The organism is Leifsonia psychrotolerans, assembly GCF_013410665.1.
Classification (GTDB): domain Bacteria; phylum Actinomycetota; class Actinomycetes; order Actinomycetales; family Microbacteriaceae; genus Cryobacterium; species Cryobacterium psychrotolerans_A.
The window spans coordinates 1,810,924-1,826,379 of sequence record NZ_JACCFM010000001.1 but is presented as its reverse complement, the minus strand read 5'-3'; the positions used below and the strand labels follow the sequence as shown (position 1 = coordinate 1,826,379).

Here is a 15,456-nt window from a genome sequence, read left to right as displayed (position 1 = left end):
GGAACCGCGTGAGCGGCAGATCGTGGCGGGTGAGGGTTAGGCCAGTTCGGCTTCGAGCGTGATCGGGATTCCGGCCAGTGCCTTCGAGATCGGACAGTTGGCCTTGGCGTCCTGGGCGAATTCCTCGAACTGTGCGGCGGTGAGTCCCGGAACGCTCGCGTTCACGAGCAGGTGGCTGCCGACAACGCCGACGCCCGGGGCGAACGTGACCGCAGCGGTGGTCTGGATTGATTCCGGCGTGTGGCCGGCCTCTCCAAGCGCGTGGGACAGTGCCATCGAGAAGCAGGCGGCGTGCGCGGCACCGAGGAGTTCCTCGGGGTTCGTCGTGTTCGCGGCGCCCTCGGCGCGGGCCTTCCAATTGACGGGGAACTCGGCGGCGTGCGACGAGTCGAGGGTCACGGTTCCGGAGCCCGTTGCGAGTGCTCCGTTCCAGACTGCGGTTGCTTCGCTGGTAAGTGCCATGGTGTTTCCTCCCAAGAATGGATCTCCAGCCTATCCGTCTCGCCGCGTTGCGTCACCGCTTCACGGGCACTCAGTCTTCTACCAGGGATGTGGATACCCCATGGGGTATATTTGATCTCACGCTCCGATGGGGTGTCGAGACGATAAGCAGGGAGAGCACATGGCGCAACGAGTTCTGATCATCGGCGGGGTTGCCGGGGGAATGTCGGCAGCCACTCGGCTGCGCAGACTCGACGAGCGTGCTGAGATCGTCGTGTTCGAACGCGGCGGTCATGTCTCATTCGCGAACTGTGGTCTGCCCTACTACCTGGGCGGCGTCATCGATGAGCGCGACAGTCTGCTGCTGCAGAACCCGACATCGCTCGGCCGCCGTTTCGGACTCGACGTGCGGGTCAACACCGAGGTTGTGAGTATCGACGCCGCAGACAAGACCGTGCTCGTGCGCGATCTGCAGACCGGAGCCGAAGTCACCGAACACTACGACAACCTTGTGCTGTCTCCCGGGGCGGCGCCACGCCTGCCCGACATTGAGGGTGCCGAGCGCCTACACACACTCCGGGATATCGCCGATGTCGACCGCATCATGGCCGCGCTTGACGACGAGTCGGATTCGCCGATCGTGCGTTCGGTTGCCGTACTCGGCGCGGGATTCATCGGCGTCGAAGCAGCCGAGAATCTGCTCCTGCGAGGCCGTGCCGTCACGGTGATTCAGCGGGGCCCGCAGGTTCTGTCCAGCCTCGACGTCGAGATGGCCGCACCGGTTGCAGAACGGATGCGCGCGGCCGGGATCACCCTGCGGCTTGGCGTTCACGCCACGGCGATCGATGAGCTCTCGGTGAGTCTCTCCGATGGCAGTGTCGTCGCCGCCGACCTGGTCTTGGCCGCTACCGGAGTCACACCCGACACTGCCCTGGCACGTGCCGCCGGCTTGACGATCGGCCGGTCGGGTGGGATCTGGGTCGATGAGTTCCAACGCACCAGCGACCCGTCAATTTATGCGGTCGGCGACGCCGCCGAAAAGACCGACCAGATTACGGGGGAGGGGGCCGTGGTGTCGTTGGCCGGGCTGGCCAACCGTCACGGCCGGCTCGCTGCCGACGCGATCGCTGGTCGGGCTCGGCCGGCCAAGCCCGCGCTCGGAACCGTCATCGTGGGCTTCGACGGGTTGACAATCGCACAGACCGGGTGGAGTGAGCGAGCCCTCGTGGCGCAGGGACGGGCGGTTCGCGTGATTCACACGCATCCGTCGAACCATGCCGGCTATTACCCGGGTGCCGAGGCGCTCTCGCTCAAACTTCTCATCGACCCGGCCACCGACGCCATTCTGGGGGCACAGGCGGTGGGCGGCAGCGGTGTCGACAAGCGCATCGACGTGATTGCCACCGCGATGAGCGCCGGCATTTCGGCCTCGGAACTCGCCGACCTTGAACTGGCCTACGCCCCGCAGTATGGCTCGGCGAAAGATCCCGTGAACATGCTCGGCTACATCGCAGGAAACCAGGCCGCCGGCGCCGACCCCACCATTCAGTGGCATGAGCTGGAGCGGGAGGTCGCTGCCGGAGCTCTGCTGCTCGACGTGCGCGGAGCCGGTCAGTTGACCGAAGGGCTGATTCCCGGTGCGGTGCACATTCCGGTCGAAGAACTCCGGGCGCGCGAAGCGACCCTGCCACCCGGACCCCTCATCGTGCACTGCCGCGTTGGACAGAGCGCACACACCGCACAGCGTCTGCTGACACAGCTCGGCAGGGACGTACGAAATCTTGACGGCGGCTACCTCACCTGGCGCGCCGCCACCGCCTACTCGTCGGATGCTTCCGCCGCGAAACGTCACACCGAATCAGCTTCAGAAAGGGCATAACCATGCAGGAAATCACCCCCACCGATCTCGCCGCGCTCGGCGAGGCAGCCACCATCATCGATGTTCGTGAAGACGGCGAATACGCGCAGGTGCACGTGGCCGGCACGACGCACATTCCGATGAGCGAATTCGTCAACCGCTTGGCCGAGGTTCCGCGGGAAGACACGCTCTACATCATGTGCGCCGCCGGGGGCCGCAGCGCCCAGGTCGCGGCCTATCTCGGGCAGGAAGGCTACGACGCCGTCAATGTGGTCGGCGGAATTTCGGCCTGGCAGGCAGCCGGGCTCCCCAGCGTCTTCGGCGCGGAAACCGGGCGCTGAGATGGGCCTGTTCGGCCGCCTCTTCACGAAGCCGTTCGCTTCGGTCACCGTTGAACGAGCTGAGGAACTGATCGGCGACGGGGCCACCCTCGTTGATGTGCGCACCTCGAACGAATGGAAGGCCGGGCACGCCACTGCAGCCCGCCACGTCCCGCTTGATTCCCTGGAGCGACGCGCAGGCGATCTGCGCCCGGGCACGCAGGTCGTTACGATCTGTAAGTCGGGGATGCGCTCGGCCCAGGCGGCACGCCTGCTCGCGGCGCGCGGCTACACGGTATCAAACGTGCGCGGCGGAATGATGGCCTGGCAGCGCGCGGGTAAACGAGTGGTCGCGTCGGGTGGCCGGAACGGCACGGTGATCTGATGACGGAGGCTGTGACGCGGGCCGAAGCTGTGACGCCGGCCGAGGCGACTGCGGCAGAAGCGCAGCGCAAGATCGTTAATCGGCTGAAGCGGGCGCAGGGCCAGCTCGCGGCGGTGATCGGAGCCGTCGAACGCGGGGGCGACTGTCGCGCTGTCGTCACGCAGCTCTCGGCGGTGTCGGGTGCCATCGACCGGGCCGGATTCGCAATCATCGCCTCGGCGATGCGCGATTGCCTGGCCGACCCGGTTGCCGGCGATCACGCGGAACCGACCGCGAAGCTCACCGTCGACGAGCTGGAGAAGCTCTTTCTGTCGCTGGCCTAGCGCCGGGCGACTAGATCTCTCCCCGGTAGCCCGCGCCCCGATGCTGCACGGTTCCGCTGATCACCGTGGCCACAATGGGCACAGTGGCCAGGTCGTCGGGGGCGAGCGCGAGTGGGTCGGTGCCGAAAACGGTGAAGTCGGCGTTACGGCCGAGGGCGATGGTGCCGGCCCGCGCCGAGTTCGACACCGCGGCAGCGGCATGGCTGGTGTAGCCCTCCAACGCCATTCGTGCGGTGAGGGCCTGTTCGGGCTGGCTTGACGATTCGCGCGGGTGCCCGGCCTTCCGACGCAACTGCGCATCGGCCATGATTGCGCGCGGGTCGAACGGAGCGATCGGCCAGTCGGAGCCGATCGCGAGCGTTGCCCCGCTGTCACGGATGTCGCGGGTCGGCCAGCCGCGCGCCGAACGTTTCGCGCCCAGGCGCCGCGACCAGTTGTCAGTGCCGTCGGCTCGGGTGAAATGCGTGCAGTGGGTCGGCTGCATGCTCGCGGCAACGCCCAGCGCGGCCAGACGCGTCACGAGAGACCGTGGCGCGGTCTCGATGTGTTCGATGCGGTGGCGAACCGAACCCGACAAGCCGGCCATGCTCTCGAGCACGTAGTCGAGGCCTGCGTCGCCGATCGAGTGCGTGGCGGTGGGGATGCCGTGGCTGTCTAACCAGGTCAGCGCAAAGCGGTACGACGCGGGATCCGGCCAGAAACTTGCGAGCGACTGCCCGAGGGTGTCGGGCGCTGCGAGCCAGGCCGTGCCGTTGTCGATCGTGCCGTCGATGAATAGCTTGACTCCCTCGACCAGCCATCGGCGACCTGCCATGCCCTGCAGGCGTAGCAACTCGGCCAGGTCGTCTTCGGTAGCGCCGGGATTGCACCAGGGGGAGAACCGCAGGCGCAGCGGCAAATCCGACTCTGCCTCCACGGCGTGCAACAGGTCGAGCGGGGAGCCGAGAAAGTCCATCGCGTGCCCGCCGGTGAGTCCGACGGCGCTCATTCCCGACAGAATCTCGACGAAGCGACCGGCGATCACGTCGGACGATTCCTCCGGAAGGTGGCGTTGCACAAGATCCATGGCGTCGAACTCGAACAGCATGCCGGTGGGCGCGCCGGTCGCATCACAGTCGATGCGCGCACCCTGGTCGAACGAGCGGATGCCGGTGATGCCGGCGATCTCAAGCGCGCGCTGGTTGGCCAACGCAGAGTGCCCGTCGAACAGACGAAGGAACATCGGCAGTCCCCGTGTGACGGTGTCGAAGACTTCTTTGCGGATCGGATCGGTTCCGAAGAGATTCAGATTGAGCCCCCACCCGAGCACCCAGTCATCCCGGCCGGCATCGACGACGCCAGCGGCCAGTAAGGCACGTGCTTCATCAAGCGTGGTGGCGGTGGAGAGGTCGATTCCGGAACCCAATACCGCGCCCATGATCGGATGGATATGGGCATCGGTGAGGCCCGGCGTTAGCGTGACGTCGCCCAGCTCGAGGGTGTGGCGGGTGGGCCAGCCCACCGCATCCGTGCGAGTGCCCACGGCTGCGATGCGTCCGTCGCGCACTCCGATCGAGGTGATCGGAGTTTCGGTGCCGGCTGCTTCACCGACGGTCATCGTATGAATCTGAGTGGCGTGCACGATCTGATCGAGGGGGGTGGTGTTAGTCATTGCTGAGGCCTCCAATGCGCGCGTACGCCGACGGTCGTCGCTTCTTGATACGGCCGGCGGCGATGACGCCGACCACGAATGTGACGGGAGCGATGGCGACGAGGATGCCGTTGAAGAGTAGGTCGGAGGTTCCGGTCAGAAGCTCCATGCCCGAGGTGACCAGCAGGGTGACGCCGAGCAGCGCGAGGGTGGCGAGCGTGGCGGACGGCACCACATACCACCGTCGGGTGAGCCCACGGTTACGCAGGAAAAATACAATGACCGCTGCGCTCGTGAGCGCCTGGAGCATGATGATTCCGACGACACCCGGTGTGTTCACCCAGATCAGCAGCTGCAGATACGGGTCGAGGTTCAGCGCGGCGAAGACCACGATGATCACGACGGCGACCACCGACTGAGCACTTCCCGCGACGTAGGGCGAGCGCTGGGTGGGATGCAGGGTGCCCAGCCGCGCGGGGAGCACGCCGTCGCGACTGAGCGCGAGGGCGTAGCGATTGATCGCGTTGTGGAAGGCGAGCTGGGAAGCGAAGATGCTCGTGACGATGAGGATATACATGAGGGCGACACCCCAATCGCCGACGTACTGCTGCATGGCCACGAAGGCGAGGTCCGCCACATGCTCGCCGGCAATGGCTTGGACGTCGGCGCTTCCGAAGGCCTGCACGAGAATCCAGACGGCGAACGCGTAGAAGAGGGCCATGAAGCCGACGGCGATGTAGGTCGCGCGGGGCACCGTCTGATCGGGGTTCTTCGCCTCTTCGCGGTAGAGCGCGGTCGATTCGAAGCCCATGAACGCGGCGAAGGCGAAACCGAGAATGACGGCCACGCCCGGTGTGAAGACGGTGCCGGGTGCGAACGAGTCGACCGTGATGCCGGTGGCTCCGCCAGCGGCGAGGACGGCGACCGCGAGAATGGCCACGATGACAGTCTCGAGGGTGAGCAGAACGACGAGCACTTTGGCGCCGACGTCGATACCGCGGTAGCCGAGCAGGTAGATGAGGCCGACGCCGACCAGAGCAAAGACCCACCATGGCACCGTGATGCCGGTGAAGGTGGCGAGGGCTCCCGACGCCTGCACGCCGAGCAGGCCGTAGAGTCCGATCTGCAGTGCGTTGTAGGAGACGATCGCCAGGAGTCCTGCGCCGAGTCCGGCGTGCGTGCCGAGCGCGGCGGTGATGTAGCTGTAGAAGCCACCGAGTGCCTTCACCTGCTTGGTCATGGCCATGAAACCAATGGCGAAGAGCGCGAGTACGACACCGGCGATCAGATAGGCGCTCGGTGCGCCCACGCCGCCGATGCTGATGGCGAGTGGGGCGATACCGGCGACGATGGTGAGGGGCGCGGCGGCCGAGATCACGATGAAAGCTATGGAGGACGTGCCGAGAACGTTCTTCTTCAGACCGTCGGGGCCATCACTGGGCACGGAGGTCGTCATTGACTCTGCCGTATTTTCCAATTTAACGAATGTCATTCGTTTATTATGTGGAGAGGGTGTTGCGTCGTCAATGCCCAATTGTGCCGGTCAGATAAATTTGATGACGAGACGGAGGGCCAGATGGTGCGACCAGTTATTCCAATCTTGAGCGTGGACAGCATCACGGATGCCGCAGAGCGGTTGTTGCAGACGACGGGCAGCTTCACCATGCCCAAGCTGGCGAAGAGCCTCGGAGTCACGGCGTCGTCGCTGTATAACCACATCAGCGGACGTGAGGAGATCATCGAGCTCATGCGCGGCCGATTACTGGCTCAGTTTCCGATCGAGGAGACGACGCCCGGCGATTGGCAAGACCTCGTGCTCTCCATGCTGCGGTTGATGCGGCGCGCGTACTGCTCTGTTCCGGCTCTCGGGCCGCTGCTCTTCACCCAAACGATCACGCATCCGGCTGTCATCTCCATGTATGACCGCATGGCCACGCAGTTCAGCGAGGCGGGGTTTGCCGATGAGGAGCTGATCCCGTTGATCAGCATGCTCGACAGCTTTGCCTTCGGTGCGGCGCTTGACCACGACGCACCCCATGATGTTTGGGAGTTTCCGGTTGCCCACGACGCCGAACCGAGCCCCTTGCAGCGAGCAATCGCCGACAACGATCCGGCAACGCGTGCCGAGCGCTCGTTCGAGTACGGCTGCCGGTTGCTGATCGACGGGATGCGGCTACAGCGCGAACGCTAGCTGTCGGCGGGTTCGCTGGCGCTCAGTACCCGTGGTTCAGGCCGGCGAGTGCGGAGAGGAAGAGAAGTACACCGAGCGCAATGAGACCGCCGACGATCAAGAGATTGGCGATCCAGACCCAGAGCGGCGGCGACCCGATACCCGTGTTCCTGCGCAGTACGACGGTTCGGGCGATCAGGTAGCCGGGAGCGCCGAGGAGGGCCCACGGCCAGCGCGGTACGTTTCGATGGCCCCAGGCGCGAAGTCGTGCTCCGTCGCGCTGGGCCCACACAATCGTGAGGAGCCAGGGGAGGATGAGGGCTCCACACTCCAGCCACACGTTCTCGAGGACAGTAGCGACGATGACGGCGCAACCCACTTCCCACCACGGAGTGAACGCGATCAACCAGACCGAGAGCGTGCCCCACCGACTCGGGATCGCGGTGTACTCGGCGTGCGCCTCGGCCGCGATGCCCCAATGCTGGACTCGATGGGTCTTGTCTTCCTCGCGCTCCCAGCTGTACTGGGAGACGGGCGCGATGCGCGGGGCTGGCACCAGCTCGGGCAAGGCCGACACGTGATCTGTCCATGCCAAACCGTTCCACCAGCGCAGGGTGGTCTCAGTGGTCGGATCCACGTACCATCCGGCGGGTGGCACGAAGGGGGTCTGATCGGCCATAAGAATTCCCCCAGTCGTCACATGGTGCAGTTTACAGAGTGGCCGACCCGAGGCGCCTCGAGCATGCCCCACTCAGGGGGGTGGACGCTGTGTTTTCCCGGCGGTGGTAGCCTGCGACGGGTGAAAGCGAATTGTGCGGCATCTGTATTTATTGGAATCAGCCTCGACGGCTTCATCGCTCGTGAAAATGGCGAGCTTGACTGGCTGACCGAGTCGGCCGCGGCTCTCGGCGACACGGGCTACGACGACTTCATGGCCTCGGTCGACACGCTCGTGATCGGACGCAACACCTACGAGACGATTCAGGCTTTTGGCGAGTGGCCTTATGCCGGCAAGCGTGTGCTCGTGTTGAGCAGCACCGTGCGGGCTGTGACGGCGCCGGATGCGACGGTGCACGCGACTCTCGACGACATTGTCGAGGTGCTGAATCGGGACGGGGCTCGACGCGCCTACGTCGATGGCGGCGCGACGATTCAGTCGTTTCTGCGGGCGGGACTTCTCACCGACCTCACGATCACTCACGCTCCCGTGCTGCTCGGAAGCGGCGTACCACTGTTCGGGCCGCTGGAGCGCGACGTGCAACTGACGCTCACCGGAATGCGCGAGCTCGGTGCGGGATTCACCCAAACAACGTATGACATCGTGCGGGGGATTTCAGAATAATGAGCCGGTGCTCACTCCAGGAGATCTAGCCTTCAGCACGGTCCCTCAGATCCGTCATGCTCGGCGAATCGAGGCAGTAGAACACCACGCTGACTGGTGACAGATCGTGATCGGCCAGTATTTTGCCGTGAAAATCCACAGACAAATATTTCACTCACTTGGCTACCTATTTGCTAAACTAGCTGAAAAATTCAGAGGAGTCACCATGGCGAATATGATCGCAGGCGAAGGCCACGCTATGATCTCCCAGCGTCGGCGCTGGGTCGGTCTTGTCTTCATCAGCATCGCTGTGGCGTTGATCATTGTCGACTCGACGATCGTCAATGTGGCGATTCCCTCCATCGTGCGCGACCTCGACATCACGTCGACCCAAGTGCAGTGGGTGCAAGAAAGCTACACGCTGGTTTTCGCGGCCCTCTTGTTGGTCTTCGGCACCCTCGCCGATCGGTACGGCCGCCGACGCATCCTCATCACGGGTGTCATCATCTTTGCGGCCGCATCCGTGCTCGCGGCACTGTCGACATCGGGGGACCTGCTCATCGGTTCCCGAATCATCCAGGGCATCGGTGGTGCGATGGTGCTGCCCACGACATTGTCACTGATCAACGCGACTTTTCGTGGCAAAGAGCGGGGAATCGCGTTTGCGGTGTGGGGGTCGACCATCGGTGGCATGGTCGCTGTCGGACCGCTCTTGGGTGGCTGGCTGACCACCGTCTATTCGTGGCGCTGGGCCTTCGGCATCAACGTGCCGTTGGCGGTGATCATCGTCATCGGCGTTGTGGTGTGCGTGGCCGAATCGAAGGATGCCGGCCGGCCACGTCGAATTGACGTCTTCGGCGCGGTGTTATCCGTCATCGCCAGCGCCTCGCTTGTCTTCGGCCTGATTGAGGGTCGCAATTATGGCTGGTGGCTGACCAAGACGGGGAGTGCTCCCGTCATCGGAGGCTGGACGTGGCCGTTCGCTCTCTCACCGATCCCGATTGTGTTTGCCGTGACCGTGGTGTCGGTCGTGTCGTTCATCGCGTGGGGCGTCCATCGCCAGCGCGCCGGCAAGACCACGCTGCTGTCCTTCGCCCTGTTTACGATCCCCTCATTCCGCAATGGCAACATCGCGGCCATGATCGTCTCGCTCGGTGAATTCGGCATCATTCTGTCGCTGCCGCTCTGGCTGCAGAACGTTCTGGGCTACAGCGCGCTGCAAACCGGGTTCGTTCTGCTCGCGCTGGCCATCGGCTCATTTGCGGCCAGTGGTCTGTCCAGCGTGATGCTCGCGAAAATCACTCCGATCAGCATTGTCCGAATTGGAATCATCGCCGAGATCCTCGGAGTTGCCGGGCTCGGACTGGTCATCTCGGCCAGTTCCACCTGGCCGATGATCGCCGTGTTCCTCTTCGTCTACGGCTTCGGTGTGGGCCTGGCCACCGCGCAGCTGACCGGGGTCGTTCTGAAGGATGTGCCGATTGATCAGAGCGGGCAAGGTTCGGGGACCGCCAGCACGGCCCGTCAGATCGGTTCTGCACTGGGCATCGCGATCCTCGGAACGATCCTGTTCACCTCGGTCGGGTCATCGCTCGAGGCCCGATTGTCCGACCAATTTCCGCAGATGCCTGCAGCCACGCGCAGCCAGATCGTCAATGAGGTCGTCGTCAGTGCCGGTGGGGCGATCCCCGCATTGGTCGAGCACGACGGGCAGGTCGGCCAGGCCGCACGAGAGGCCTTCAGCGAGGGCACCCGGTATTCGGCCTTCGCCGCATCCGGATTCCTGGTGCTCGGTCTGCTCGCCACTCTGCGATTGTCTGACGGGCGCCGCGTCGAAGAGCCCGAACAGGTTGAGCAGAAAGAGAGCGCGGGATGACCGCCCGACAGTCGACACGACAGAAACACCGTCGATCGCGAGCCGTACGAATCGTCCGGGCTGTGGGGTTCGGTGTCGTCGGGTTGCTCGTTGTTGTCGTCATCGGATTCCTCATCTGGGCCAATACGGGAGTGATGCAGGCGACCGACGCGTCGGTGGCGAGCGTGAAGGCAAATCCTGCCGTGACCGTGACCGAACATGACAACGCAGTGGTCATGTCCCCGACCGGTCGAGCGTCGGGGGTGGGATTGGTCTTCATCCCCGGGGCAAAAGTGGCCCCGGAGGCCTACCTGTACAAACTCTCTGCGGCGGTGAGCGAGGAGGGAATGACGGTGGTGATCACGAAACCGATTCTCAACCTGGCCTTCTTTGATCAGCGCCCCCTGAGTTCGTTCACCGACGACACGCAGGGCATCACAACCTGGTATGTCGGCGGTCATTCGCTGGGCGGTGTGCGGGCCTGCCAGTATGCCGAGCAGCCCGAGATCCACGGCCTCATTCTCTTCGGAAGCTATTGCGCCAACGATCTCGCCCACACCGACATCCGTGTGCTCAGCATCAGCGGATCGGACGACGGCCTGAGCACGCCGCAGAAGGTCGCGGATGCCGCGCATCTGCTCCCGGCCGATAGCACGTTCACTGAGATTGACGGCGCCAATCACGCGCGCTTCGGCAACTATGGTGTGCAGGCAGGTGATGGAACCGCAACGATCAGCGACGCGCGTGTGCGCGAGATCATTGCCGCGCAACTGGCGCAGTTCTTGCCGACCGGCTGAGCAACGGAGGGAAAGCTGCCAGCCACGCGTCGTCGTGCCGGACTCTGTCAGTGCGCGGCACTAGCGTGAGAATCATGAAGATTCTGCACACCTCCGACTGGCACATCGGGCGCACCTTCCACACGCATTCGACCCTCGGTCATCTGCGTGAGGTGCTTGACGCTCTGGTCGAGATCGTGCGCAGCCAGGGTGTCGACGTCGTGGCGGTATCCGGTGACATCTTCGACTCGGCAACGCCCGCTGCCGACAGCTATGCGCTGCTCGAACACGCGCTCCGTGCCATTCGCAAAGCCGGGGCTGTCGTCGTCATGACCAGCGGCAACCATGACTCGGCTACCCGACTCGGCTTCCAATCTGAGTGGGCGAGCTTTGCAGACATCCATGTCGTGACGCGCTATAACCAGTACCTTGAGCCGGTCACCATCGCCGATGCTGAGGGTCCCGTGAATTTCTATGGCATTCCCTACCTCGAACCGGCGTTGATTCGACACCACTACCCCGACGTGGTGCTCAGAACCCACGAGCAGGTTCTGGGTTTTGCCATGCAGCAGATCCGGGCTGATCTGACCGTTCGGGGTGGCCGCTCGGTGGTTCTCTCGCACTGTTTCGCGGCGGGGGTGAACGCGAGCGATGTGGAGCGTGACATCAGTGCCGGCGGCCTCGACCTCGTTCCCGCCTCCGTTTTCGACGGCCCAGACTATGTGGCTCTCGGCCATATTCACGGTCGCTCGACCATCTCCCAGCGGGTGCGCTACTCGGGCGCTCCTCTGCACTACTCCTTCTCCGAGGCCGGAAAACCGCGGGGCGGCTGGCTCGTCGAACTCGGCGCGACCGGGCTTGACTCGGTCGACTGGGTCGACCTTCCCGTGCCGCGCCGGCTGAGCGTGCTCACGGGTGACCTCGACGATCTGTTGACCGACGACACGTACGCCGAAAACGAGAACGACTGGGTGTCGGCAATCCTCACCGATCAGGTGCGCCCGCTCGATGCAATGCGAGCCCTGCAGAAACGCTTTCCGTACTGCGTCGCACTCGAGCATCGGCCGAGTGTGACTGCGGCGACCACCACGACAACCTATGCCGAGCGGGTCAGAGCCAAATCAGACCCCGACATCGTCGCCGGGTTCCTTGAGCTGGTACGAAACGGCGTCGGACCGACCGAGTTCGAACGCCGCCTCGTCGCCGAAGTTCTTGCCGCCGACGCGCGTGCCACCGAGATGACAGCATGAAGATTAAGCGACTGCGCCTGGCCGGGTTTGGACCGTACAAGAACGAACAGTTGATCGATTTTGAGCGTTTCGACGACGACGGAATCTTCCTCATCACGGGAAAGACCGGGGCCGGCAAGTCAAGCATTCTCGACGCCATCTGTTTTGCGCTCTACGGCAGTGTTCCCCGGTATGACGGCACCGAACCCCAACTGCGCAGTGACCACTGCGACGAGAGCGATCCGACCTTCGTTGAACTCGAGTTCGTTGTGGGCGAGGCCGACTACCGTATCTATCGCACCCCGCGCTACGAACGGGCGAAGAAGCGCGGCGGCGGAACGACCACCTCTCAGCCCGATGCCCAGCTCGACGTACGCGACGACAGCATCGCCGGCAGTGACGGTGGGGCTGGCTGGCGGGGCGTCGCCTCCCGCCCGGTCGATGTCGGCAACGAGCTCAGCCGCGTGCTGCCGCTCACGCAAGACCAATTTCTGCAGGTGATCCTGCTGGCGCAGAACCGGTTCCAGAAGTTCTTACTGGCCAAGACCGACGACCGTCGTGCGGTTTTGCGCTCGTTGTTTGGCACCTCACGCTTTGAACGCCTCGAATCAGAACTTGTTGCGCGTCGCAAACACCTGGGTGACGAGCTCACCGCGGTACAGCAGCAGATCCACGGTTTCGCCACGACCGTCGCCCCGCACCGTGCCGACACCGCGGTGCCGGCCAATCCGGGGGTCGAATGGTTCCACGAAGCGATGGCTGAACTCGAACAGGTGGGTGCGGTGGCGGCCGACTGCGCCACTGCGGCCGATTCCGCGTTCGCCGCCGCGACGGAAGCCTTCCGCGAGCAGAGTGATCTGCGTCGCCGTCAAGACCAGCGCGAGGCGGCCATCCTGAAAATGGAACGACTCGAATCGGCCGGCGCGACCGTCGAGCACGCTCGCCGTCTGCTAGCCGACGCGCGTCGAGCCGCACGAGTCTGGCCGCAGATCCGGGCCCGATACGACGCCCAGGGCGCACTCGACACCGCCGTCGCCGCCGAACAGCGTGCCCGATCAACCTGGCTACAGGTGACAGGCTCGCCTGAGGGCACGAACGCTGCCGATCCGACGGCTTCGATCGACGCACTGCTCGGCAGCCTCGGCTCATTGAACGATGTGCGTGAGGCAGAACTGAAACTGCCGAGCCTGGCGGGCGAGATTCTTCGTTCCGACGAGCGCCTGCAACACGCCCTCGACGCACTCCACGCCGCCGAGACGCACCTGGCCGAGATCCCCGCACAGCTGCAGTCTCTCGACGCAGAGTTCGCGGCCGCAACGCTTCTCGCTGCGCGGCACGACGAATCCAGCGCCGAGCTGGATCGGCTCGAAGCCGAAAACAGCGCCGTTGCCGACTTGGCCAGTCTCGAACCGAAACTCCGGGCGGCCCACCAGGCCGAGAAAGCCGCCAGTGCCGCCCATCGTGACCTGGCGCTGCGCTACGACCGGCTGCTCACGGCGAGGCTGGCCGGTCATGCGGCGGAGCTCGCCGCGTCACTCGTCGACGGCGAGCCCTGCTCGGTGTGCGGCTCGCCTGAGCATCCGAACCCCGCAGCGGCCGACGCGCCGCCACTCACCGACGCCGACATCGAAGCGGCGCGTGATGAGCTCAGTAGCACGCACAGCGCCCTCGACGCCGCGCACGACGTCGCGCAGAAACTCACGCTGAGCCACGCCGATGCGCGGGCTCGGACGCACAACAAAACGCACGCGCACATCCTGGCGGCTCTGGCGGTGGCGACGACGACGCTCGACGACGCCCGAGCGGCCACGGCCCGACTCGCGACACTCGACGATCGACGGAGTGCATTGCGGGCGGAACTCGACGAAGCCACAGCACAGCTCGCCGAACTCCGCGAATCGCGAGACGACGCCACCGCCACCGTGACCACGCTGCGCAGCACACGACACGCCATCACAGAGCGCGTGGCGCGACACCTCGACGGTTTCGCCAGCGTCACCGAACGGGTGAACCGGTTGACCGTCGAGCTCACCGCAGCTCGGGGAGTGAACGACGCTCAGGCTGAGAGACGAGAGAGAACAACCGCGGTCGAACTGGCAACCGCGGGGGTGACGGCGCAACTGGCGGAGGAGGGGTTTGGCACACAGGCCGATGCTGAGGCAGCTCGTCTGCCGGATGCAGCGATGATGGCGCACGACGCCGACATTCGTCGCCACGACGACGAGATCGCGGGCGTGCGCGCAGTGCTGGCCGAACCGGCCCTGGCCGAGTTGCCGGACTCACTGATCGACCTCTCTGAAGCCCAGCAGTCGCTCGAGTCGGCCGGTACCGCCCGTGATGTCGCTTTGGCGGCATCGAGTGCACTGAGCGAACGCATCAGTCACGTCAGTGCCGTGGTTGCCTCTGCGCAGAAGAAGGTTGCGGATTCCGCCACGTTGCTGACAACGCAAAAACACGTGCGAGAGTTGGCCGCAGTCATTCACGGTGAAGAGCCGAATACAAAGCGAATGCGACTCGAAACCTACGTGTTAGCGGCTCAGCTCGAAGAGATTATTGCCGCCGCCAACCTGCGGTTGCGCACTATGACCGGTGCCCGGTATGCACTCGAGCACGACGATTCTGTACAATTCCGGGGCGCCCAGTCGGGTCTCGGGTTGGCGATCCGTGACGAGCACACCGGGCGGGCTCGACCCACCCATTCACTGTCCGGCGGTGAGACCTTCCTGGCCTCGTTGGCGTTGGCTCTCGGGCTCGCCGAAACGGTGTCGAACCAGGCCGGGGGCATCGCCCTCGACACCCTGTTCGTCGATGAGGGCTTCGGGTCCCTCGACAGTGAGACGCTTGAGACGGCGATGAGTACCCTCGACGGCTTGCGGGCCGGGGGGCGCACGATCGGGTTGATCAGTCACGTGGAATCAATGAAAGAACAGATTCCGGCGAAGCTCGCGATCGTGGTCTCGAGCCGGGGTGACAGCAGCATCGTGATGTAGCGACATCGTCGCGTGGAACGACGGTCGACAAAGAGCAGAAGTCAACTGATTGATCCACAGGTGCGAAACCGCCCCAACAGGGGTAAACCAGGTTTTGTCAGATCGCTCACCGTTGAACGACCGCGTTGATTCAGGTTCCGCCGGTACCCCTGCGTTGG

14 protein-coding genes are annotated in these 15,456 nt (G+C 64.5%); 10 read left to right on the top strand and 4 right to left on the bottom strand.

Annotated elements, in window-relative coordinates; translation table 11 throughout:
• Positions 1-36: 36 nt before the first annotated feature.
• Positions 37-462 carry an OsmC family peroxiredoxin gene (locus tag HNR05_RS08510; protein WP_179578618.1) on the bottom strand — a complete coding sequence of 142 codons (426 nt, stop codon included), beginning with the start codon at positions 460-462 and terminating at the stop codon, positions 37-39.
• Positions 463-622: 160 nt separating this feature from the next.
• Between HNR05_RS08510 and HNR05_RS08505 the strand changes: the two genes are divergently transcribed.
• The 4 genes from HNR05_RS08505 to HNR05_RS08490 are packed head-to-tail and all read left to right on the top strand — an operon-like array spanning position 623 to position 3,327.
• Positions 623-2,320, top strand: coding sequence for an FAD-dependent oxidoreductase (locus HNR05_RS08505; RefSeq protein WP_179578617.1), 1,698 nt, complete (start codon positions 623-625; stop codon positions 2,318-2,320).
• Positions 2,321-2,322: 2 nt separating this feature from the next.
• On the top strand, positions 2,323-2,640 hold the full coding sequence (locus HNR05_RS08500) for a rhodanese-like domain-containing protein (protein WP_179578616.1): 318 nt from the start codon (positions 2,323-2,325) through the stop codon (positions 2,638-2,640).
• Between the two features lies 1 nt (position 2,641).
• Positions 2,642-3,004 carry a rhodanese-like domain-containing protein gene (locus HNR05_RS08495; RefSeq protein WP_179578615.1) on the top strand — a complete coding sequence of 121 codons (363 nt, stop codon included), beginning with the start codon at positions 2,642-2,644 and terminating at the stop codon, positions 3,002-3,004.
• A complete protein-coding gene (locus HNR05_RS08490) occupies positions 3,004-3,327 on the top strand; it encodes a metal-sensitive transcriptional regulator (protein ID WP_179578614.1) in 324 nt (107 codons plus the stop codon). The genes HNR05_RS08495 and HNR05_RS08490 overlap by 1 nt, the downstream gene beginning before the upstream one ends.
• Positions 3,328-3,337: 10 nt before the next feature.
• Here HNR05_RS08490 and HNR05_RS08485 read toward each other — a convergent pair whose 3' ends face one another.
• Positions 3,338-4,978 carry an amidohydrolase gene (locus tag HNR05_RS08485; protein WP_179578613.1) on the bottom strand — a complete coding sequence of 547 codons (1,641 nt, stop codon included), beginning with the start codon at positions 4,976-4,978 and terminating at the stop codon, positions 3,338-3,340.
• Positions 4,971-6,449 carry an APC family permease gene (locus HNR05_RS08480; RefSeq protein WP_246318373.1) on the bottom strand — a complete coding sequence of 493 codons (1,479 nt, stop codon included), beginning with the start codon at positions 6,447-6,449 and terminating at the stop codon, positions 4,971-4,973. The genes HNR05_RS08485 and HNR05_RS08480 overlap by 8 nt, the downstream gene beginning before the upstream one ends.
• Positions 6,450-6,563: 114 nt before the next feature.
• On the opposite strand from HNR05_RS08480, the gene HNR05_RS08475 reads away from it, so the two are divergent.
• On the top strand, positions 6,564-7,148 hold the full coding sequence (locus HNR05_RS08475) for a TetR/AcrR family transcriptional regulator C-terminal domain-containing protein (RefSeq protein WP_179578612.1): 585 nt from the start codon (positions 6,564-6,566) through the stop codon (positions 7,146-7,148).
• A gap of 22 nt (positions 7,149-7,170) precedes the next feature.
• Here the strand turns inward: HNR05_RS08475 and HNR05_RS08470 are convergent, their stop codons facing one another.
• Positions 7,171-7,827 carry a DUF2510 domain-containing protein gene (locus HNR05_RS08470; protein WP_218868849.1) on the bottom strand — a complete coding sequence of 219 codons (657 nt, stop codon included), beginning with the start codon at positions 7,825-7,827 and terminating at the stop codon, positions 7,171-7,173.
• Between the two features lie 99 nt (positions 7,828-7,926).
• Between HNR05_RS08470 and HNR05_RS08465 the strand changes: the two genes are divergently transcribed.
• The 5 genes from HNR05_RS08465 to HNR05_RS08445 all read left to right on the top strand — a co-directional run bounded on the left by HNR05_RS08465 (position 7,927) and on the right by HNR05_RS08445 (position 15,298).
• Complete coding sequence (locus HNR05_RS08465; RefSeq protein ID WP_343062521.1) at positions 7,927-8,469, top strand: dihydrofolate reductase family protein; 543 nt, start codon at positions 7,927-7,929, stop codon at positions 8,467-8,469.
• A 205-nt stretch (positions 8,470-8,674) separates the two neighbouring features.
• Complete coding sequence (locus tag HNR05_RS08460; protein ID WP_246318372.1) at positions 8,675-10,324, top strand: MFS transporter; 1,650 nt, start codon at positions 8,675-8,677, stop codon at positions 10,322-10,324.
• Between the two features lie 62 nt (positions 10,325-10,386).
• Complete coding sequence (locus tag HNR05_RS08455) at positions 10,387-11,100, top strand: alpha/beta hydrolase (protein ID WP_343062520.1); 714 nt, start codon at positions 10,387-10,389, stop codon at positions 11,098-11,100.
• Between the two features lie 74 nt (positions 11,101-11,174).
• Positions 11,175-12,329 (top strand): exonuclease SbcCD subunit D, encoded by a 1,155-nt coding sequence (locus HNR05_RS08450; RefSeq protein WP_179578608.1) that lies wholly within the window; start codon positions 11,175-11,177, stop codon positions 12,327-12,329.
• Positions 12,326-15,298, top strand: coding sequence for an AAA family ATPase (locus tag HNR05_RS08445; RefSeq protein WP_179578607.1), 2,973 nt, complete (start codon positions 12,326-12,328; stop codon positions 15,296-15,298). Before HNR05_RS08450 ends, HNR05_RS08445 begins: the two co-directional genes overlap by 4 nt.
• The last annotated feature ends 158 nt before the right edge of the window (positions 15,299-15,456 follow it).